Source organism: Nostoc sp. FACHB-133, assembly GCF_014698055.1.
Taxonomy (GTDB): domain Bacteria; phylum Cyanobacteriota; class Cyanobacteriia; order Cyanobacteriales; family Nostocaceae; genus Nostoc.
Genome location: NZ_JACJSH010000009.1, coordinates 135996 through 157847, shown reverse-complemented (window position 1 = coordinate 157847; position 21852 = coordinate 135996). Strand labels below are relative to the sequence as shown.

Genomic DNA, 21852 nt, shown 5'->3' with positions numbered 1-21852 from the left:
AAATTTGATAAATAAATACGCTATCACCTACTAGAACACAAGGCGCGTTCGCCCCTGGTGTTGGTAAAACCATCGCTCTTCATCACCTTCTGATTAGTCTGCAAATAATCATGGAGCAAATAACAACCCCGTGCTAGTAATTTTTCCAGTTGGATATCTGCCAAATTTTGGAAAATCACTGTACCATTACCACTACCCGCAGCCAAAGTCTTACCGTCATTACTAAAACTGACGCTGGTTAACTCTTGCTTATCACCTTTCAAAGCAATCAGCAATGTCCCTTCGCGGTTCCAAATCCTCACTTTGTCGTCACTGCTAGCTGCCAAAGTCTTACCATCAGGGCTAAAACTTACACTAATAAAACTATCACCATCCCCCGCAAAATTACTTAGCAGATGACCATCTCGGTTCCAAATCTTAACGGTGCTATCAATACTAACTGAAGCGATCGCTTGACTATCAGGCGACCAAGCAACCCCATTTACTCGGCGGCTATGACCAATTAAGGTATATAGCAACTTACCCTCTAAACTCCAGATTTTTAATGTTTTGTCATCACTGGCTGAGGCTAGCAATTTACCATCTGGGCTAAAACTTACCCAATTCACTGCATCTTTATGTCCTTGCAAGGTGTTGAGCAGTTTACCATCTCGACTCCAAAGCTTTACTGTTTTATCTTTACTAGCCGAGGCGATTACTTGACTATTAGGCGACCAAGCTACACTCAAGACGGTACTATTATGACCTTGTAAGGCGTTGAGCTGTTTACCGTCAGCACTCCAAAGCTTCACTGTTTTATCTTTACTAGCTGAGGCAATTACTTGACCATCTGGACTGAAACTAACTCCCCAAACTTGACCTTCATGCCCAGTGAAAGTACGGAGTAATCTCCCTTCTCGACTGAATAGTTTTACAGTTTTGTCTCGACTCCCTGCTGCTAAGGTGCGATCGTCTGGGCTGAAACTGATGCTAGTTATCCAGTCATCATTATCGGCTTTGGGTTTTCGCAATAACACATCATCCCAATGCCAGAGTTTAATAGTTTTGTCCCGACTTGCAGAAGCTAGGGTGCGACCGTCTGGGCTGAAACTGACGCTGTTAACCCAATTATTATGTCCCTTCAGGGTTCCTAGCAGCACACCTTCAAAACTCCAGAGTTTGATTGTCTCGTCGGTACTTGCAGAAGCGATAGTGTTACCATCACGGCTAAAACTGACGCTGGTAACTCCAGCACTATGCCCTGATAGGGTTCGCAGTAATTTACCCTCTAGATTCCACAGTTTGATTGTCTGGTCTAGACTAGCTGAAGCGATCGCTTTCCCATCGGTTGACCAAGCTACACTTTTAACTGCATCATCATGTCCCTGTAAGGTTTTGAGCAGCTTACCATCCCGACTCCACAATTTCACTGTCTTGTCAGAACTCCCAGAAGCAATGGTCTGTCCATCGGTTGACCAAGCAACGCTCAAAACTGCACCATCATGTCCTGGCAAGGTTTTGAGCAGTTTTCCATCCCGACTCCATAGTTTTACTGTCTTGTCTGTACTTGCAGAAGCAATAATCTGTCCATCTGGGCTAAAACTGGCACTATTCACTACACCTTGATGACCTAATAGAGTAACAAGTAGTACACCCTCTCGACTCCAGAGTTTCACCGTCTTATCTTGACTAGCGGAAGCAATAATTTGACCATCGGGGCTGAAACTGACGCTATTAACTACATCTTCATGCCCTGATAAAGTTTTGAACAAACTACCATCGGGAAGCCAAAGTTTAATTGTAGTATCCGCGCTGGCTGAGGCAATTAAAGAACGGTCAGGACTGAATGTAGCATTATTTACTCCAGATAGGTGCCCCTCCAAGCGGTTATATTCTCTTAACCCAGAAACAGCTTGATAAAGCGCCGTCTGTACTTGCTCTCTGGTATAGGAATCTACCCAAACTATTTGTTGTAATTTTCTTCCTGCCCTTAAAGCTTCTTTTAAAGAATCAATACCTTTTTGCGATGCAAAGAGGGCTTCACTGGATGCACTGAGGGTTTTAATTTCACTATCTACTGCTGTGACGATGGAAACACTTAATCCCAATATGGCGAGAACGGAAGCAGTTAGAGCAATTTTCAACGAACGATTTAATTGAGCTTCACTAAGTCTTTGTTTCTTTTGACTTTCTGCAAGTTTTGCTGTTAATTCTTTTTCTTTTAGTTCAGCTCGTAATTGCTCAATTTGTAACTGACTTAATTCTTCTCGCTTGTGTAATTCTCGCAATTCCGTTAATAAATCTAATCCCTGTTGAGGATAAGAATCTACTAATGTGGAACGCTGCGTTTTTTGGCTAAGTTCGCTCTTAAGTCGGTCAATTTCAGCTTTACTTTGTTCTACTTTATGGCGCAACTGATTTAGTTGTACCTGTAAACTTGATTCTTGTTGCTGTAGGTAGCGAATTAAGTCTACTAAATAATCGTGAATTAATTGATAGCGTTCTGGTACATCAGGGAAAAGTACTACCAAACCAGAGCGTACTAAAATATCTAATACTAACTCTAATTTGCTAGCATCTTCTAATTCTGCTAATTGCGCCGCTAACTCAGCACGAGTTTTAAAAGGTCGATTATTACTTTCATCTGTTAATAAGTATAAGACGAGTAACGCGGCTCGTTCATTTTCTGGGCCGCAGTCTTTAATCAGTTCTTTAAGATATCGCTCGATGAGTTTGTTGGGTCTATATGGCTGATATTCTTCTAGAGTAGTGATTCGCTCATCTTGAATTTGCGCTCCCACAACTTGCAATTCAATGGGGCGGACTTCTCCAAATTCTGTGGATAAATCTTCGATTAAGGCATCGATTAAAGCAGGTTCTAAATTAAACTGCGATCGCTCGGTCAATTTTTGGATAATTGCTTTGGCATATTCTGGTGAAAAATTATTCAACTGGTAGCGAATATGCTTGTCGAGAATATTATTATTAATCGCTTCTAGTGCCGAAAGATGTTTAAAATCTAACAAACGATGTAAGTAATCTTCTCGCAAGGAAAGGATAACTTTGACAAAGGGGATATTCAGACAATCACTAATAAATTTATCAAATTCTTGCTTCTGCTTGCGATCGCTATAACCAAAGAAAAATTCTTCAAATTGGTCAAAAATTAAAACTGTAATCAGGTGGTTATCAGCATTTTGTTTGAGTTGTTGTAAAATTCTGACGATGGTGATGGGTGTAGGAGAGTAGGGCAAAACCTCCACCGCTTCTATGGTTGCTTCTAGCTTAATATCAGCGTAGACGGCAAGGGATGCGTCGCTAAACATCGCTTCACTTAAAGATTTCTCTAATTCCCGCGCCCAATCGGTATAAACTTGCAGTACTACAGGCACAGCGATTTGATCGCCAATAGCTCGATTTTGCAGTGCCGGAACTAAACCAGCAGTGACAATAGAACTCTTACCTACCCCCGATTGACCGTGAATCACCGTCAGCTTTTGATCGGCGCGGCTTATTCTCCCAATTAAGTTATTAATATCACGCTCCCGACCAGAAGCCGCAATTTCTAAAGCAACGCTGCTACTCCCAGAATGTGACATCAATGCTGGGTTTGTCGCCTGTCTTTGGGGTTGCAAGCGCCCTGCACCAATAAAAGCCCGAAAACCATACTGCTGCTCAACAGAACGCCGTTTCTGCCGAATATAATAGGCTTCCAGATAGCGCCCTTCTTCAAAGTATAGCGATCGCAGTGTCCGCAATAAGCGAATATAACGATGGGCATCGTATTGATGGGCACTGCTTTCTAAAGCTGCTGACAATTCTTTTGTTGCTTTTTCTAAGTATTCATGAGCGATTACTAGCTCACCCAAATTTCGTTGGGCTTTCGCCAACACTAAATAGTAAATTTGCGCTAACAGTAAGGGAAATAAGCAGTTATAAGGATCGTTGTGCTTTTGCGCTTCACCTAATTTCAACAGCGATACATGGGCTAGTATACTCGCCTGTACCCACCGAGACTGCTGCACAGCCACTTGTGCCAAAAAACCGTAGTCACAAGCTAATTGAATTTGACTACCATAAGTTTGATGCAACTCCAGAGACTTTTGGGCAACAGTCTGCAATTCTTCCCACTCTTGCAGATATTGCAAAACTTCAGCGAGTTGACTAATAAACCCAGCAACTACATCTAAACGCCCAGCCACCTGTAAAACATTCAAACATTGCTGAAAATAAAATTTAGCTGTGTACCAATGACGACGGTTTTCTATTTGATTTTGCTCTGCTAAACGGCAATAACACAGCCCAATATAAAACAGCAAGACTCCCTGTCGCAGAAGTAGAGGAGATGGGCGACTAGGAGGCGCAGGGTAAGAAAATACTCCCCCTGCTCCCCTGCTCCCCTGCTCCCCTGCTCCCCCGCTCCCCCGCTCTCCTGCTCCCCCTATTTCCTCCAACTTTTGCCAAACTTGCAAGCTTTGCTGAAAATGGCTTAAAGCTGTATTGATGCGATCGCTAATATAATTATCTAGACCAAAAACAAACTCTAAACTAGCGTGTAATTCTGGCTCTAAGGTAATCCCACGATTGTGCAACTCTTCAATAGCAAAGTGGAGTTCATAGCTATTTTTCCAGACTTGCTCCACAGTGAAATAATGCTTGGCAACTTGAGGAGGTTGGTGTTGTCCAGCATCGCTTGGTAACACCGTGGCAAATAAAGCGTCCGTTTCCTGTTGCAAAAATTGCCGTAATGATTGAGTTGTCATCTCAAACCGAATCGGTGTAGCCGCCCAACTTGCAAAATCTGGTGCTAAACGGACTACCTTTTGCAACACTTCTTCATTCACCCACATAATCATCGGGAATGGGTGGCGTTTGCGAAATTCATCACGAATATGATTGATAGACCTCAGTAAATCGTCGATTCCATCTACTGACTCCAAACCCAAAATCATCAACGCCGATGGCGGATTCTCTTCAGTTACCAGTTGTAAATGAATACTTGTGTAAAGACTTCTAGCATTATGCGGCAGAATCACCTTTTGAATATGGTGTACTCCTGAAGAGAGTTCTTCGAGTCGTTGCAGCATAAGTTCTTGCAAAACTCGATAATTGCAGCACACCAAAACCAGAGAGAATTGACCACTAGAAAGGGCAATTGCTCTCCCCAAACTCCGTAAAGCCCGCTCATTAGCTGCTCTTATATCTGCTTGTGGGTGTCGTTCAACCATGATTTAAATTTTTCCGTCTCTGCTAAAACTGGGTTGACGGCAAACCAAGCTCCCTGATGATCTCGGTATTCAAATACAAATAAACTTCGCAATAAAGTGTGGTATTCTATATCACCTCTAACTCTTTGCTGTTGCACCACCTGAAAGATTAGTTCCCACTCATGAGGATCGATAGCGTTAGCTCGGTAATCTCGCTGTCTTTGAATCACCAAATCAACACACTCCCGCTCAAAAGGTGGATCTTGTTCTCGCAGACAGTCAAACAGTAACCCCAGCAAGTCGCGGACATGACCACCACTAATCAAGCACAACCGATCTAAGGTTTCCAGACTATCAAACACCTCTGTAATTAAGCCTAACCGATCGCTAGGTAAAATGTCTGGGAAAGCTCTAGCTAGTACCATTTGCCGCAACATTGCTAGCCCTTGAGGAAAAATCTCTCCAGAGCGCAGACGTACAGGTATCATCGGTAACATTTTTGGTGCGACTCCTCCCCCCAAACGATGTTGAAGTTCGGCGCTATCGTTGGAGAAAGTCAGAGCTAAAGGAATAGTGTAGACTACATGGCAATTTAGTTTGCGTAACTGTTCACCACGCTGAATAAATAAGTATTCTGGCAGCGATCGCCCCGATGGTAAAGGTCGAATTGCAACTCTATCCAGGTTATCAACAATAACCACCAGTCCTTTTTTACCTCTAGTTTTTAGTTCCTTGGTGGCACGTTCTAGCAATTCCTGATTAATTGACTGTAAAATGTTTGCTGTTCGCGGTTCTAGATAATCTCTTAACCGCCGCCGCAATTGGGGACTTTCTTTAGTTTTAGCTGTAATTTTGGCAATGCCTACAGACAATTCTGCTTCTACTCCAAGGTCAATTGGCGTTTGCAAAAAATCTACGATTTCACCAAACAACTTGCTAAAGTAAGTAGATTTGAGCCTGATTTTCATGGCTTCTAGGCTTTCACTTACTTGGCCTGCGATCGCCAACAAAATATCAGTCACATCCACATCTGCCATTTCTAAGACATGGGTAGACTCAAAGTAAACTACATGAAATTGCTGCGCTTCTAACTCAGCTTTCAATCGCAACAATTCCGTTGATTTTCCACAGCCGAGATGTCCTGTAAATAGCTGACAAGTTGGTTCGTCGGGCGATATTTTAGCGATCGTGCGCTGCAAAGCTTCGATAATTTTGCCACCCCGCACCGCAGCAAAATCAATATAGTACCTGCGATCGCTGGCGTTTCCTATGATTAGAGGTCTGCTCGGATTGCAAGCCTGATAAAATCTTTCTAAATCTAGGAGCATAACTAATCAAGTTCACTCAAGAATGGGGATGACAAAATTCACTGAATAAATATATTGATTTTAGGGAATTTATGCTTTATTTTAATCAAACTACTAACTAAACTAGCAGAATTTCGGATAATTGTTTATACATAAGTTAGATGTAGCACATAGTAATGCTGAGATTTTAGTTAAAGTAAGCAAAAATACTACTATAAGTACAAATAGCAAAAATATTTAATATTAAATAAGCTACTCTTATCAATACTAAAAATATCCGGTACAAAAAAAGGTACTGTTAAGTACAGTTTTGTAGCTCTCTTGAACCCATCATCAGCTTGAGTTATTAAAGAGCTTTTGTCACTTTTGCGAGAGAATGATCTACAATCCTTGCAACATAAGACTTTTAGCAAAAGCGTTGGTTAATTACAACTTCAATTTAGAGTTAATTTTTGACTAGATTCCTGCTTCTAGTTACAAAAATAACGATTTTGTTGATGACCAAAACGATTTTATTGATGACCAAAACGATTTTATTGATGACCAGAACGATTTTGTTGATGACCAGAACGATTTTGTTGATGACCAGAACGATTTTGTTGATGACCAGAACGATTTTGTTGATGACTAAAACGATTTTGTTGATGAAAAGCATGATTTTATTGATGAAAACCATGCTTTTGTTCATGACAGCTTTTGAATTCAGAGTGACTACCCCTGAAGTATTAACGATCGCTAATCTACAATCCCATCGAGTATAAAATTATCTGGTCATGTAGCTTATCAGGCAAAATATGCTTTAGCACCGCTCCGAGTTTGGCATCTGAGCCAACCAGATAGCGCGTCTTGGGTTGCTTTGCAGTCAGCGCATGAACAACAGTCTGAGCGACAATATCCGCAGAAATTCCCTTAGATGCGAGAATCTGCATTTTCTTGCGGACAATATTCATTGCTTGACCGTAGAGATTTTGTGCCGATTGTGGTAAATCATGCTGTGCTACTTCCGATTGACTTAGGGACTTTTCCCAAATTGGGGTAGCAATGGAACCAGGTTCAATAATTGAAACCGAGATTCCCCAAGGACGTAATTCCATCCGCATGACATCAGTGAGTGCTTCCAAGGCAAACTTAGAAGCATTGTAAGCTCCTAAGAACGGCGTAGGACTCCTACCAGCAATGGAACCCATATTGACAATTCGGCCCCGACTTTGACGTAAAAGACCAAGAAATGCTTGTGTCACTGCTAATTGTCCGGTGACATTAACCTGCATCTGGTGTTGAAATTCTGCGATCGCTAATAATTCTAAAGGCCCAGGGATAGCAATTCCGGCATTATTCACTAAACCTAAAATTCCAGTACCACCAACTTCATTTGTTACCTTATCAACCGCAGCTGCGATCGATTCAGCATCAGTAACATCTAAAAAAATTGGAATGAGTCTTGGTGATCCTTTCTGCTTAAGTGTTTGAGCATCAATATCTTGACGCACGCCAGCAAAAACAGAGAAGCCCAACTGGTCTAAAAGCAAAGCACACGCTTGGCCAATTCCTGTTGATGCTCCCGTAACCACCACTGTACGTTGATGTTCTAAAACCATTAATTTTCTTTTTTTATAATTTGGACTACCAATTCCCAATTCCCCATACTTCGACTGCGCTCAGTACAAGTTCCCAATTCCCACTTGCCCTGAGCGAAGCCGAAGGGATTCCCAATTAGTATCAATCTTTGCAAGTACCAAACCGAAGACAATCTTCAGTTTGGTCATCTCTAGCTGATATTTGCCAAGGTAATATGCGTGACGGAGCATTTGTACTGTAAGCAATTAGAGCAGCTATTATCGGAGGCTGGTTTTTGACAATTGTCACATCACTACTAAGACTATTACTTAGTCCAACATTGTATAAATAAATAGGCAATGCCATCATGACAATGCAAATTGTCCGTTTCATACTCAACCTCAGCTAAAAATTTCCGATTGCGCTATGTATGTATAGATGCCACCTTGATGAACCGGATTTTTAAAACTGAGTATTATATGTTGATGTTGTGTGAATTTACCCAGCACTACTAGTCGTGTATCAACTTGAAATTGATGGGTAAACAATCTCTGAGCAAGGATTTTAGCCCTTATTCTTGCACTAAAATGCTTACTACAAACCATCAAAACAAGTTAGACAGACTACTAGCCGCAGAGACGTGATTTCTAAATTATCAGTTCCACCCTTTTTTAGGTTAGGCATTGCCTACAAGATGGCTTCCTACTAACTTATGCAGATGCAACCCTAAAAAACAGGACAAAAAACCCACAGCATCCAAAAACATATCTTGGTGACTGCATTCCCCGGATAAAATAATGAAGAGTGCTGAGTTCCAAGTCCTAAGTGAAAAATCTTGCTTATTACTTAGCACTCAGTTATAAATGTTGCCTACTAGCTGACTCATGCCGCCTTTACAAGACGTAGATACTGTAAACGTTCCCAACATCGATCCAGAAGGATATGGCAATTCAGACACAGATCCTCTTAATGAGTTGCCCGATGAAGTCGAAATGTCCCTTTTCGACCACCTAGAAGAGTTACGACAGCGCATTTTCTATTCGCTGATTGCCGTAGCGATAGGTATTATTGGCTGTTTCTTTGCCGTTAAGCCGATTGTCCAGCTGCTTGAGGTTCCAGCGCAAGGAGTAAAATTTCTCCAACTTGCACCCGGAGAATATTTCTTTGTCTCCTTCAAAGTTGCAGCCTACACTGGTTTAGTACTTTCTAGTCCTTTCATTCTTTACCAAATTATCCAGTTTGTGCTTCCAGGATTGACTCGCCGCGAACGCCGTTTACTGGGGCCTGTGGTTTTGGGTTCAAGTGTACTGTTTGGCGCGGGTTTAGCATTTGCTTATTTACTCCTTATCCCCGCAGCTTTGAAATTTTTCATCAGCTACGGAGCAGATGTAGTTGAACAACTTTGGTCAATAGATAAATATTTTGAATTTGTGCTGCTACTTTTATTCAGCACTGGTTTAGCATTTCAAATCCCCATAATCCAATTGTTGCTTGGTAATTTGAATATTGTCTCGTCTGAACGGATGGTTTCTGGTTGGCGTTACGTGATTATGGGAGCAGTAGTTTTAGGAGCCGTGCTTACACCTTCAACTGATCCTCTAACTCAAAGTCTTTTAGCAGGAGCCGTTTTAGGGCTTTATTTCGGTGGTGTTGGGCTGGTGAAGCTTACAGGTAAATAACATAGAAAATAGGTAAAAAGATTTTAATGCTGAGTTTTTGAGCAAATGTTTATTAGCTATAGTGATTTTGAAAAAATCGAGATTCATGTTGGCAAAGTCATTAAAGTCGAAGAATTTCCTCAAGCAAAAAAACCAGCTTATAAATTGTGGATAGATTTTGGCGATTTGGGCATTAAAAAATCTAGTGCCCAAATTACTAAACTTTATGATCAAGAGAAATTAATCAACAGATTAATATTAGCTGTGACTAACTTTCCACCCCGTCAAATAGCCAATTTCATCTCTGAAGTTTTAGTCTTGGGAGTGGTTTTAGATGATGGAGAAGTTGTATTAATTCAGCCTGATAGAGACGTAGCGGTGGGCAAAAGAGTTTTATAAAACATTATGGTTTTTTTGTATAAAAAACACTGTGATTACCCAAGAAATTATTAATGTTAATGCAATAACGGGTCATAATATCCATTCCGAAGAACGCTCACCCAAATCTAGAGGAATGCTAACAGCTTTACCAAGCCGGGGGCGATCGCGTGTTTGGGCAATAAATGTTTGTACTTGCGTTGACCCGCCCAAAGCATGGAGATAATTAGCAATGCTGTCAAGATGCTCTTGGTACTCTGCCTCACTCAAGGGAAAAGAAGCTTGCTCCAGATATTTCCACATTACTTGCAAAAATATCTTTCCCTGTGCCCGCCGGAACTGGACATCATAAGAATATCCCCACTTATCAAGCAACATCTGACGTAATTCCTGTCCTGTCATAGCTTTTCTCAATCAGATTTTACATTTAGTTATGATGTTAAGTTCCGTGACTCCAGTATGATAAGGATATAAAGAAATGTAATGCTAACAGAAAAGATGCTTTTTATATCTTGGAACAAAGAAGTATGGCATCGTTGTGAGCGCTAGCATTTCGACTTAGACAAGAGTTCCTCAAGTACAGTACTTTTGTCAAAATGCTTAACAAAATACACAAAGAGCGCGTAGATTATGGCTCAATTTTCTGAATCAGCAGACGTGCCCGATATGGGTCGTCGTCAGTTCATGAATCTGCTCACTTTTGGGACTGTCACTGGAGTAGCTCTGGGTGCATTGTATCCCGTTGTCAACTACTTTATTCCACCAGCTGCTGGTGGTGCTGGTGGCGGTACAACGGCAAAAGATGAGTTAGGTAACGATGTTAGCGTCACCAAATTTCTAGAAAACCGGAATGCAGGCGATCGCAACCTAGTCCAAGGACTTAAGGGAGATCCTACCTATATTGTGGTAGATAGCAAAGAGGCGATCAAAGATTATGGCATTAACGCCATCTGCACCCACTTAGGTTGTGTCGTCCCTTGGAACGTTGCTGAGAACAAATTTAAATGTCCTTGTCATGGTTCCCAGTATGACGAAACTGGTAAGGTTGTTCGGGGCCCAGCACCACTGTCTTTGGCTTTAGCCCATACCAATGTAAGCGACGACAAAATTGTTTTGACCCCTTGGACTGAAACCGACTTCCGCACCGGTGATGCACCTTGGTGGAGTTAATAATTTTGTCCTTAGTTCTTAGTCATTCGTCCTTTGTTCAGGGCTTAATGACTAATGACTAATGACCAATGACTAATGACAAATTCAATCGTTGCCCTTATTAGAGATGAGAAATGTTTTCCGAACAGCGAGGTTAACTCGCAGTGCTAGAGCGATCGTAAAAACATTGCTCATAGCGATCGCCACTGTGACATTTTACTTCACCAGCGATCTAGCCCTTCCCCAATCAGCTGCCGCCTATCCATTTTGGGCACAGCAAACCTATCCCGAAACCCCCCGCGAACCAACCGGGCGGATTGTTTGTGCCAACTGTCACCTAGCCGCCAAAGTTACAGAAGTAGAAGTTCCTCAATCGGTTCTACCTGACACTGTATTCAAAGCTGTGGTGAAAATCCCTTACGATCTCAGTGCCCAGCAAGTTGGTGCTGATGGTTCTAAGGTTGGCTTGAACGTCGGTGCTGTACTGATGCTACCTGAAGGTTTTAAGATTGCTCCTGAAGACCGTATTTCTGAGGAACTTAAAGAAGAAATTGGCGACACTGCCTTCCAACCCTACAGCGAAGACAAAGAAAATGTCGTCATCGTCGGCCCCTTACCTGGTGAACAGTATCAGGAAATCATTTTCCCAGTTCTTTCTCCCAATCCCGCAACCGACAAAAACATCCACTTCGGTAAATATTCAGTTCACGTAGGTGGTAATCGGGGACGCGGACAAGTTTATCCTACTGGCGAAAAGAGCAACAACTCTGTTTACAACGCTTCCGCGACTGGCACAATTACCAAGATTGCCAAAGAGGAAGATGGAGATGGTAACGTCAAATATCTAGTAAACATCCAACCTGAATCTGGTGATGTTGTTGTTGATACGGTTCCTTTAGGGCCAGACCTGATTGTTTCCGAAGGGCAAGCAGTTAAGACTGGTGATGCTTTGACCAACAACCCGAACGTCGGTGGATTCGGTCAAATAGATGCAGAAATCGTACTGCAAGATTCCTCTAGAGTCAAATGGATGATTGCGTTCGTCGCTCTTGTAATGTTGGCTCAAGTTATGCTTGTGCTGAAGAAGAAGCAGGTTGAGAAAGTTCAAGCTGCTGAAATGAATTTCTAAATTCTTTGCTAAATCATTCTTTGTAGGACAGGCATCTTGCCTGTCTTTTTTTACTCTATTTACACGAAACATGCAAATTTGGGAATTAACTGCTAGTAGACTTTGAAAATGTCGATAAATGAATCTTATTAGAATGTCACTAGCCAGAAATTATATAACTAATCTTTCACTGGCTGTATGGACTGAAGTTGATGTTTAACCATACGTATAAACAAAGGCAATTCAGTTTCTAATAACCTAATCTGTTCCTCTAAAAGTTCCTTGCTACTGCCATGATGAGTAATATAAACTTTTGTATTTTGTTTTAACCGTAAATAACTGTGAAAACAAAAAAACTCTCCATCAATACAAAATGTATAAGCATACAACTGTTGAAAATTTTCTGAATAACCACTAATACTAGAAATATAAAATTCGGTTAAGTATTGCTCATGCTTTTGAATCCATTCATCTTTGATAAGATATACTTGTCGTTTAAGATTTCTATTTAATTCGGTAGTTTTAAACCATTTATTTAGTAATCTGATAGCTTCAGCTAATGCGATAGCTTCAGTTTTATAGTTTTGCGAAAATTCCGACCAAAGCTGACTAGCAGATAAATCTTTTCCTTTTTTATTCATAAAATTTCAAGAGTGGCGATCGCGTATTAAAACGAAAATAAAAACTCCTAAGTCCAGTTTTTCTTGATCTTATCTAGAAAGGCAACTTTAGAAATCGATGGTTTCCATCAAGTACTTTCTCTACATGAAGGTGTAGAAATTCCGCCTAATGTTCCTCATCAGATGCTCAATGAAAGCGACTGTAATTTGGAATTTTTGGTGATTTTACAGCCCTCAAGTCATGGCGATCGCATTTTGAGCGATAGTATTGAATCTAGCCCTAGTTGAGTTGAGGGATTTGCCCATGACAGCCTCAGTAGAGTATATCCCCGTTACCCCGATTGAGTACCCAGATGAGGATGGTAAGCCAATGGCTGAAGGTGATATCCAGTTCAGTTACTTGGCTTATACAATAAATGCACTACAGATTTATTTTCAAAATCACCCAGATGTATACGTCGCTGGTAATCTATTTATTTACTACGAAAAAGGTTATCCAGAATCGGTTGTCGCACCAGATGTATTTGTAGTCTTTGGAGTGGAAAACCGTGACAGACGCTCTTACAAAACTTGGGAAGAAAATAATCAAACCCCAAATTTTGTTCTAGAGATTACCTCAAAAACCACCCGCAGCAAAGACCAAGGTGCAAAGAAAGGAATTTACGCCTTTCTGGGAGTGCGTGAATATTTTCAATATGACCCCACAGGCGATTATCTCAATCCCCAACTTCAGGGTTTACAGTTGGTTGATGGAAATTATTTCCCAGTGGCAACCAATATCTTGCCAGATGGTACAGTATCCCTCTCCAGTGAAGTTTTGGGGCTAGAATTGCGTTTAGAGGCGGGAAAACTACGTTTTTACAATCCAGCTACGGGTCAAATACTCTTAACTCATGAAGAGGAAGCAGCAGCACGACAAGCCGCAGAAGAGAAAGCGCAAAGATTAGCTGCTAAACTTCGAGAATTAAATATTGATCCAGATAGCCTTTAGCTAATAATATAGGGTGAGCAATGCCCACCCTACTGCTGTTGATTATTTTTTGTGAGACTATAGTGGACGATAGACGCGATAGTTGATTTCGGGGAAGATATTATCCATTAACTCGACTTTTTCCAGCCAACCACTGTCAACTTTACCAACTTTCACATCTTCATAGAGCTTATTGAAGCGCATCAGGTGCGATCGCGTCCGTCTAATTGCATAGGGTACCATTGTTCCCGTCCGCATAATAAATGCCCAGTCAGAAGATTGTGCTAATAGCAATTCCCGCGCCGCTTGGTTAAGCGCTTTCCACTGCAATTCATCCTCTGGTTCCAGGTGCGAGATTTCAATCATCCGTTCAGCAGCTTTGTGCAAATGTGGATAAATCCACGCATTTGTTTCGTTCAACCAATATTCGTGGAAACCCTTGAAACCCCAACTCGACTGTGAAGGACGACAGACTTGCTGCGTTGGCTGATCTCGCAAATAGTCTGCTAAATGGGTCATTTGATATGTTTTTTGGTCATACCAAGATTTACGGAATAGGTAATCAATGAACCAAGGGCCTTCATACCACCAATGTCCAAATAACTCTGCGTCATAAGGCGAAACGATAATTGGCGGGCGCTGCATTATACCATAGAGATGCTCAGATTGCCGCTCTCGGTTATACATAAAATTATCAGCGTGTTCTGCTGCCTTTTCCCTAGCCCAATAAGGATCGTAGAGTGCCTTATCTGATAGACCTAAGCCACGCCCTGTAATTTTGTGATACTTAATGCCCGTGTTTTTCCGTTGGCCATTGGGCATGATGTAGGGCTTGATGTACTCATATTCTGCTTCCCAGCCCAAATCTTTGTAAAATTCTCGATATTCCGCCGCCCCAGGATAGCCCACTTCAGAAGACCATACCTGTTGGGAAGATTCATGATCTCGACCAAAAACAGCAACACCAGTTTCTGTATAAATTGGCGCATAAGTGCCAAAGCGCGGACGGGGACGGGCGTAAAGAATGCCATGCCCATCTGTGAGGAAGTAGCGTAACCCCGCATCGGCTAGCATCCGGTCTAAACCTTCATAGTAGGCACATTCCGGCAACCAAATACCTCTGGGTGCTTGTCCAAAGTTTTGTTCGTAATGCTCGCAAGCTACCTGGATTTGCGCCCACACCGCCTCTGGATACATTTTCATCAAGGGCAAATAGCCGTGAGTAGCGCCACAAGTGATGATTTCCAGGTTGTTACTGTCTTGGAATTTCTTAAAAGCTGTTACCAAGTCACCGTTGTAGCGTTCCCATAGCTGACGCGCTTCACTAAACTCAGTAGCGTAATGTTCGGCTAAATAACGAAGATGCCCGTTGTTGACATTATGTTCTGCTTCTAGTGCTATAAGTTCTTCTAGTTGGGCTAAGTGTGCTTCATAGCGTTCTTGAAGCAGAGGATCGCGAAGCATTGACACGAGAGGAGGTGTCATGCTCATCGTGATTTTAAAGTCGATACCGTCTCGCTTTAAGCCTTCAAATACTTTCAATAATGGAATATAGGTTTCTGTGATGGCTTCATAGAGCCATTCTTCCTCCAGCACGTAGTCACTTTCCGGGTGACGAACGAAGGGCAGATGTGCGTGGAGTACAAGCGCGACGTAGCCGATAGACATAGTGATTTTGGGGTGATACTTGTAAGTTGAAGGTCAAGAGGTTTGGCTGAAATTAACAATATTTTAAGACTTTATGGGGATCGTAAGAATAGTTTTCAATTGAGTTAAAGATAGTGTGTGTACGTACACAACAATGTTATGCCGTTATGCACCTACTGCATGTTGTTGTTAACTAGTTGTAAAACCTTCCTATTTGCTTATTGTATAAGCCTGTACTGAAAATATTTACTCAGGTTTACCAACAGAGGCAGTTCTTACCGATCGCTTTTGGTGTCTCCTCCTGGAAGAGTTTACTTCAAGAGCATCAGTGACAATTTAGGATCACGAACAATTTGTCAATAAGTAATAGTGCTTAAAAGTATCGTAGACAAACCTCTCCTACCACTTCGTGGAAACAAGCTACAGGTTAGCGTCTCTGTTCGCGCAGCGTCTCCGACAGGAGAAGGAGAAGAGAAGGCTTTACGCTATGCGATCGCAAATCATAAATCCAAATCTGATGAGATAATCTTGCAATAATAATTTTTATATATTTGCTATTGCTGAATTCTAGAGCTTTTGCATAGCATGCGATGTATACGACGGGCTACGCCTACGCACGATTATTTTCTAATCACAAATACAAGACCCATTTTTTTCTAATAGGATAGCTTGTATTGATTGCCTCATGAGGCTTCTGGCAATCGCCCTTCCGGAAAGTGACAAAAGAGGGATACTGCGGGTAAGTGCTAACCCAAAGTTTGCCAGTCAGCCTTTAAACTCGCAAACCTGTGATTCCCGCAACCTAGAAACCCGAACAATTACATATTGGATCAAGACTTGCAGCCAGATGAGTGTTGTACCGATCGCCCAAAAAGCCGACAAAGTAAAGTCTTCCTTTATATAGAAGTGTGTAGGCTAGGCGCATCCCATCGTAGACATCGCACTCCTTATTCCTCATCCCGATATAATTCTTGCAAGTCCTGTAACTGAGTCTTGCGGGAAATTCGGCGATATTTTTTACTTTCTAGCTTGGGTTCGTATTGACTCTCCCCTTTGCCTTTGCTTTTGCTTTTTAACTTCATGGTGGACTCTGGATCGGCTTGTTGGTGTAGCTGAGTTTGATGAGCGATCGCAGCATCCAAAAATTCTAAATAATGTTCATATCGTTCCCAGTCTCCCCGCACCACACATTCAGGCTCGTCTCGGTGCAGACAATCACTAAACCGACAGCTAGCAACTGCTAACCGTTTTCTTGCTTCTGGGAAATAATGGATTAATTCTTCTGGGATACAATCCATATCCGGCTGATTAAAGCCGGGAGTGTCAGCAAGCATTCCACCGCTAGCTAACTCAAATAATTCTGTATGGCGAGTGGTGTGACGACCACGAGCTAGTTTGCCAGAAACTTCTCCTACTCGCAACTTCGCCGAGTCAATTAGCGTATTAATCAAGCTAGATTTACCAACGCCGGAAGGCCCAGCAATGACAGTAATTTTATTGCTTAAATATCTGCCTGCTTGCTCAGTATTTATAACATCTTTGACACTAATAAATATTGGTTGATAGCCCCAACCGAGTAGGCGCTCGCTAACTTGCTGCTGTTCCTGTGGTGAAATTAAATCACTTTTATTCAAGCATAAAAGCACATCTAAGCCAGTAGACTCAGCCTTAATGAGAAACCGACTCAGTTGATAAGGTTCCAAAGGTGGATCGGCAACGGCAAATACCAATAAAATTTGGTTGACATTGGCGATCGCAGGACGATCTAATTCGCTGTGACGGGGTAAGACATCAGCGATCGCTCCCCGTCCTCCGGCCCAATCTGGCTCTTCAACCACAACGCGATCGCCTACCATCACCTGTTGTCCGATTTTTTTCAGCCGTGTTCGGCGAGTACAGAGGAGGAGAGGGGGATAAGGAAGATGAGAATCTTGATCCCCCATCTCCCTCATCTCCCCCTGCTCTTGATCCAGCTGTACTCGGTAAAAATTAGCCTGTACAGCAAGCACCGTACCCAATAACTGTCCAGTTTCAGCAAAATTTTCCCCTGTCATTGGCCAGCAACTGGACGACGCACTAACAGAGAAAAATAATTATTACAGTCTGTAATTTGTTCCACCACATAACCTGCCATTATCAGGCTATCGGGAACCTGCTCAATTGGCTCACCTGGGTCTAGCCAGACTTCTAGCAAACCTCCCAATGGCATTTTTTCCAGACGTAGTTTTGTCCGGACAAAATTAATTGGGCAAGGAGTGCCACGTAAATCAAGTTGAGCATCGGGAGTTAACAGAGAAGAGGGCATCATTACTTAAATAAATTTCCCAAAAATCCTCCTAGACCGCCTTCACCAGTACGATCTCCCTTAATTTTAGCCAGCTTTTCCAAAAGTTCCCTCTCCTCTGGGGTTACTTTGTTGGGAATATCAATTAATACGTTCAGCATGTGATCCCCACGACTGACAGGATTACCCAAGCGAGGTACGCCGCGATTTTCTAACTTCATTACCGTATTTGGCTGAGTTCCAGCTGGAATAATCAGTTCTACAGGGCCATCTACTGTATCTACCTCTAACCGACAACCTAAAATCGCTTGTAGGTAGCTAACTTTGATTTCCGAAAGAATATTAATCCCATCCCGTTGGAATTCTTCGTCTTCATTTACGAACAAGTAAACGTATAAATCCCCAGGAGGGCCACCACGTTGACCGGCATCTCCTTCACTAGAAATCCGCAAGCGAGTACCATTATCCACCCCTGCTGGAATGGTAATTTTGAGTTTCTTGGTGACTTGATTTGCGCCCTTCCCATCACAGGCATCACACTTGTCTTCGATTACCATCCCTGTCCCATTACAGGTGGGACAAGTCGAGACTTGGGTGAAACTGCCAAAGGGTGTTCTAGTGACACGGCGGACTTGACCCGATCCGCTACAAGTCGAACAAGTCCGGGGGCGGGTTCCAGGTTTAGCACCAGAACCGCTACAGACTTCACAATTTTCTAAATGTGAAATACGAATTTCTTTTTCGCCACCAAATACCGCTTCCCGAAAGTCTAACTTCAGGTCTAGTCGCAGATCATCGCCCCTCGCAGGCCCACTGCGCCGTCTTTGTTGCGTGGGACTACCCATACCGCCAGCAAAGCCACTAAAAATGCTTTCAAAAATATCGGCAAAACCACCCATATCGCCGACATCTTGGAAGCCAGCGCCAGCACCTGACACACCCTCTGGCCCAAAGCGATCGTAACGAGCGCGGGTTTCTGGTTCCGAGAGTACCTCATAAGCGCGGTTAATTTCTTTAAATCGATCCTCCGCCCCCGGCTCTTTGTTCACATCTGGGTGATACTTCCGGGCTAAACGGCGATAAGCTTGCTTGAGTTCTTCTTTGTCGGTGTCACGAGAGACACCCAGGATTTCATAATAGTCGCGGGCCATATAGCAAAGGTAAAAGTTAGAAGGAAGAAAGCAGAAGTCAGCAGAACGTCACTCACGGTCACTTGCTACTTTACGGTAAGGCGTTTTGCTTTACAGAATATGTAAGAGCAACACACTTGTCCTTTAAAGGGCGATTTGCCGGAGGTAGGCAGAAGGTAAAATTAATTTTTGTTAATAACTGATTTTAACCTTTACCTTTTACAAAAATCACCGACAAATCTTGAGCAACAGGTGCTTTCCTCGTGGGAGACGACAAAAGCTATAGAAGTTATGATCAGGGGAAGCCACTGCTCAGACTTCATCACTGCCGAGTCGGTTGTCTCTTTTACAATTGTGCTACGTAGGAGAGGAAAACCCCGCCCATTAACCAGAGGTGCTAGCCGCACCATTCGGTGTGGAAAACCACCCTTATGCAATGGAAGTGCATCTGAATCGGCATACTGCCTAGCAGTAATTTGCTTCTACAATCTAGCAAACCCCAGGGGTCTTGTGAAACTTAGCTAAACCTACAATCAATATTAGATATATTAAAATGTCTTAATAAAAATCTGCAACTTAGAATATTGGGAATGGGGAATTGGGAAGAGGGGACAAGGAGAAAGACTTGTTGTAAGTTTTCACTCAAGTCACCTTGTCCCCTTTGTCCCCTTTTTACCCGTTCCCCATTACCCATTACCCAATCCTTAATCTATCGCCTCATAATCAACCTGTGCGGTACTTTCTTCGTCAAAATCAAAGTTGAATTGTGGTATTAGTGTACCGTTCATTGGTGAGTCTACTTCTGAGGTAAAGAGACTAGCTGAAGCCTCCTCAATCTCATCTGTTTGGCTGTTAGCTCGGTTATAGACATCAGCACCAATTGCAAACAGTGTTTGTTGGAAGTCGTCTAAGCGCTGCTTAAACTCCACAGTCGAGATACCGGAGTCAATCATTGCAGCTTGGAGTTGTAAAGCTTTTTCACTAGCCAAAGTCTTCATCTGCTCGCCGATAAAGTTGCTATTATCCTTAATCGTAGATTCGTAACTGAACAACAGATTATCTGCTTGGTTTTTGAGTTCAACCAGTTCTTTACGTCTTCTATCTTCTTCAGAAAATAGTTCGGCCTCTTGGCGCATCCGTTCGACTTCGTTAGTACTCAAGCCACCTGTATTGGTAATCCTGATACTCTGTTCTCTACCTGTGCCTTTGTCTTGGGCAGAAACCTTCAGGATGCCGTTGACATCAATTTCAAAAGATACTTCAATTTGTGGCACACCACGGGGCGATGGGGGAATTCCTGCTAGCAGAAACTTGCCAAGACTCTTGTTATCCCGTGACATTGCCCGTTCACCTTGGAGAATATGAATTTCTACCGAGGTTTGCCCATCAACTGCTGTGGAAAAAATTTGTGACTTACTAGTAGGAATTGTGGTGTTGCGTTCAATAATTTTGGTGAATACTTCACCCAAGGTTTCAATTCCTAGAGACAGGGGGGTGACATCCAAAAGTAAGAGATTATCGACTTCGCCACCCAACACCCCTGCTTGGATAGCTGCTCCCAATGCTACCGCTTCGTCAGGGTTGATAGAGCGATCGGGAGCTTTGCCATTGAAAAACTTAATCAGCGCGTTTTGGACTGCGGGAATTCGGGTAGAACCACCTACTAAAATAATCCGATCTATGGCTGATGGTTTGAGATCCGCATCTTTGAGTGCTTGGATCATTGGTTCGATGGTGGCTTCAATTAATTGTCCTGCAAGCTCTTCAAATTTAGAGCGGCTGAGTTCCATTTCCAGATGCTTTGGACCGGTTTCATCAGATGTGATAAACGGCAGGTTAATGGAGGTATTAACCATGCTGGAGAGTTCAATTTTCGCCTTTTCTGCTGCTTCCCGTAGGCGTTGCAGTGCCATCTTATCTTGGGAAAGATTGATTTTTTCGTCTTGCTGAAAGCGTTCCATCAGCCAAAGCACGATCGCATTATCAAAGTCGTCTCCACCTAAGTGGTTGTTACCACAAGTCGCCTTAACTTCAAAAACGCCATCCCCAAGTTGCAGGATCGATACATCAAAAGTACCGCCTCCTAAGTCGAATACTAAAATTAGCTGCTCTTGGTCTTGCTTTTCCAATCCGAAAGCTAAAGCCGCTGCTGTTGGTTCATTGATGATTCGCAGAACTTCTAATCCTGCAATTGTGCCTGCATCTTTAGTAGCTTGTCTTTGAGCATCTGTAAAATATGCAGGTACGGTGATCACTGCCTGAGTGACTTCTTCACCCAAGAAGTTTTCCGCATCCTGCTTAAGCTTTTGCAGGATCATGGCGGATAGTTCTTGTGGCGTATAATTTTTTGAGCGGATTTGGACATCAACGGTATCGTCTCGACCTTTGACACAGTTGTAGGGGACGCGATCGCGTTCTATATCAGTCTCTTCCCAACGCCGCCCGATGAATCGTTTAATACTGTAAATTGTGTTTTCGGCATTGGTTACGGCTTGACGCTTTGCCAATTGACCAACCAAGCGATCGCCACTCTTGCCAAATCCCACAATACTTGGAGTAGTTCGTCCACCTTCAGAATTGGAGATCACCAGTGGTTGACCGCCCTCCAAAACTGCGACGCAACTATTAGTAGTGCCTAAGTCGATTCCAATAACTTTTCCCATATTCGCCAGTATTTTTACTGAGTCTTCCTGCTGTAATATGTCGCGGACTAACTTTTTAGCTCCGAACTAAGGCTAGCGGATAACGTCTGTGGAACCCATTTTGCTGGTAGCAAGAGGAAGTTGAAACACAGAAAGTTATCCAAAGCCTTGTCCAAGTTTTGGTACGCGATGCTCGTCCTTGCTAGAACCCAGGCA

20 protein-coding genes are annotated in these 21852 nt (G+C 42.7%); 9 read left to right on the top strand and 11 right to left on the bottom strand.

The window, feature by feature from the left end; translation table 11 throughout:
• Positions 1-23: 23 nt before the first annotated feature.
• Together H6G86_RS10300 and H6G86_RS10295 are read right to left on the bottom strand one after the other, a co-directional pair.
• Positions 24-5207, bottom strand: a complete 5184-nt coding sequence (locus H6G86_RS10300; protein ID WP_190934233.1) for a WD40 repeat domain-containing protein — start codon at positions 5205-5207, stop codon at positions 24-26.
• Complete coding sequence (locus H6G86_RS10295; protein WP_190934232.1) at positions 5177-6514, bottom strand: P-loop NTPase fold protein; 1338 nt, start codon at positions 6512-6514, stop codon at positions 5177-5179. The genes H6G86_RS10300 and H6G86_RS10295 overlap by 31 nt, the downstream gene beginning before the upstream one ends.
• A gap of 497 nt (positions 6515-7011) precedes the next feature.
• Between H6G86_RS10295 and H6G86_RS10290 the strand changes: the two genes are divergently transcribed.
• The gene (locus H6G86_RS10290) at positions 7012-7254 is read left to right on the top strand and encodes a hypothetical protein (RefSeq protein WP_190934231.1); all 243 of its coding nucleotides are present in this window, start codon (positions 7012-7014) and stop codon (positions 7252-7254) included.
• Here H6G86_RS10290 and H6G86_RS10285 read toward each other — a convergent pair.
• Both H6G86_RS10285 and H6G86_RS10280 read right to left on the bottom strand, forming a co-directional pair.
• Positions 7234-8091, bottom strand: a complete 858-nt coding sequence (locus tag H6G86_RS10285) for an SDR family oxidoreductase (protein WP_163928166.1) — start codon at positions 8089-8091, stop codon at positions 7234-7236. The genes H6G86_RS10290 and H6G86_RS10285 overlap by 21 nt on opposite strands.
• 121 nt (positions 8092-8212) lie before the next feature.
• Positions 8213-8443, bottom strand: a complete 231-nt coding sequence (locus H6G86_RS10280) for a hypothetical protein (RefSeq protein ID WP_190934230.1) — start codon at positions 8441-8443, stop codon at positions 8213-8215.
• Positions 8444-8934: 491 nt separating this feature from the next.
• Between H6G86_RS10280 and tatC the strand changes: the two genes are divergently transcribed.
• Positions 8935-9729, top strand: coding sequence for a twin-arginine translocase subunit TatC (gene tatC, locus H6G86_RS10275; RefSeq protein ID WP_114080191.1), 795 nt, complete (start codon positions 8935-8937; stop codon positions 9727-9729).
• A 45-nt stretch (positions 9730-9774) separates the two neighbouring features.
• A complete protein-coding gene (locus H6G86_RS10270) occupies positions 9775-10107 on the top strand; it encodes a tRNA-binding protein (RefSeq protein ID WP_179071238.1) in 333 nt (110 codons plus the stop codon).
• Between the two features lie 72 nt (positions 10108-10179).
• Here H6G86_RS10270 and H6G86_RS10265 read toward each other — a convergent pair whose 3' ends face one another.
• Positions 10180-10488 carry a DUF3067 family protein gene (locus tag H6G86_RS10265; RefSeq protein WP_012406962.1) on the bottom strand — a complete coding sequence of 103 codons (309 nt, stop codon included), beginning with the start codon at positions 10486-10488 and terminating at the stop codon, positions 10180-10182.
• A gap of 228 nt (positions 10489-10716) precedes the next feature.
• Here H6G86_RS10265 and petC point away from each other — a divergent pair, with 228 nt between their 5' ends.
• Positions 10717-11256 carry a cytochrome b6-f complex iron-sulfur subunit gene (petC, locus tag H6G86_RS10260; protein WP_114080194.1) on the top strand — a complete coding sequence of 180 codons (540 nt, stop codon included), beginning with the start codon at positions 10717-10719 and terminating at the stop codon, positions 11254-11256.
• A 106-nt stretch (positions 11257-11362) separates the two neighbouring features.
• Positions 11363-12364: a cytochrome f gene (gene petA / locus H6G86_RS10255; protein WP_190934229.1), complete on the top strand. Its 1002-nt coding sequence runs from the start codon at positions 11363-11365 to the stop codon at positions 12362-12364.
• A 158-nt stretch (positions 12365-12522) separates the two neighbouring features.
• Here petA and H6G86_RS10250 read toward each other — a convergent pair whose 3' ends face one another.
• Positions 12523-12984, bottom strand: a complete 462-nt coding sequence (locus H6G86_RS10250) for a hypothetical protein (protein WP_190934228.1) — start codon at positions 12982-12984, stop codon at positions 12523-12525.
• 63 nt (positions 12985-13047) lie between these two features.
• Here H6G86_RS10250 and H6G86_RS10245 point away from each other — a divergent pair, with 63 nt between their 5' ends.
• Positions 13048-13251: a cupin domain-containing protein gene (locus H6G86_RS10245; RefSeq protein ID WP_190934227.1), complete on the top strand. Its 204-nt coding sequence runs from the start codon at positions 13048-13050 to the stop codon at positions 13249-13251.
• A 16-nt stretch (positions 13252-13267) separates the two neighbouring features.
• Entirely contained in the window at positions 13268-13954 is a 687-nt protein-coding gene (locus H6G86_RS10240; protein WP_190934226.1) for a Uma2 family endonuclease, read from the top strand.
• Positions 13955-14011: 57 nt separating this feature from the next.
• On the opposite strand, the gene H6G86_RS10235 is transcribed toward H6G86_RS10240, so the two are convergent.
• Positions 14012-15601 carry a glycoside hydrolase family 57 protein gene (locus tag H6G86_RS10235; RefSeq protein ID WP_163928151.1) on the bottom strand — a complete coding sequence of 530 codons (1590 nt, stop codon included), beginning with the start codon at positions 15599-15601 and terminating at the stop codon, positions 14012-14014.
• A gap of 348 nt (positions 15602-15949) precedes the next feature.
• On the opposite strand from H6G86_RS10235, the gene H6G86_RS10230 reads away from it, so the two are divergent.
• Both H6G86_RS10230 and H6G86_RS10225 read left to right on the top strand, forming a co-directional pair.
• Positions 15950-16117 carry a hypothetical protein gene (locus tag H6G86_RS10230; protein ID WP_190934225.1) on the top strand — a complete coding sequence of 56 codons (168 nt, stop codon included), beginning with the start codon at positions 15950-15952 and terminating at the stop codon, positions 16115-16117.
• Positions 16118-16265: 148 nt separating this feature from the next.
• Positions 16266-16484, top strand: coding sequence for a hypothetical protein (locus H6G86_RS10225; protein ID WP_190934224.1), 219 nt, complete (start codon positions 16266-16268; stop codon positions 16482-16484).
• 43 nt (positions 16485-16527) lie between these two features.
• On the opposite strand, the gene rsgA is transcribed toward H6G86_RS10225, so the two are convergent.
• The 4 genes from rsgA to dnaK all read right to left on the bottom strand — a co-directional run bounded on the left by rsgA (position 16528) and on the right by dnaK (position 21657).
• Positions 16528-17634, bottom strand: coding sequence for a small ribosomal subunit biogenesis GTPase RsgA (rsgA, locus tag H6G86_RS10220; RefSeq protein WP_190934223.1), 1107 nt, complete (start codon positions 17632-17634; stop codon positions 16528-16530).
• On the bottom strand, positions 17631-17888 hold the full coding sequence (locus tag H6G86_RS10215) for a sulfurtransferase TusA family protein (RefSeq protein WP_190934222.1): 258 nt from the start codon (positions 17886-17888) through the stop codon (positions 17631-17633). Before H6G86_RS10215 ends, rsgA begins: the two co-directional genes overlap by 4 nt.
• Entirely contained in the window at positions 17888-19015 is a 1128-nt protein-coding gene (gene dnaJ, locus H6G86_RS10210; protein WP_114080201.1) for a molecular chaperone DnaJ, read from the bottom strand. Before dnaJ ends, H6G86_RS10215 begins: the two co-directional genes overlap by 1 nt.
• A 683-nt stretch (positions 19016-19698) precedes the next feature.
• Positions 19699-21657 (bottom strand): molecular chaperone DnaK, encoded by a 1959-nt coding sequence (gene dnaK, locus H6G86_RS10205; protein ID WP_190934221.1) that lies wholly within the window; start codon positions 21655-21657, stop codon positions 19699-19701.
• Positions 21658-21852 lie beyond the last annotated feature (195 nt).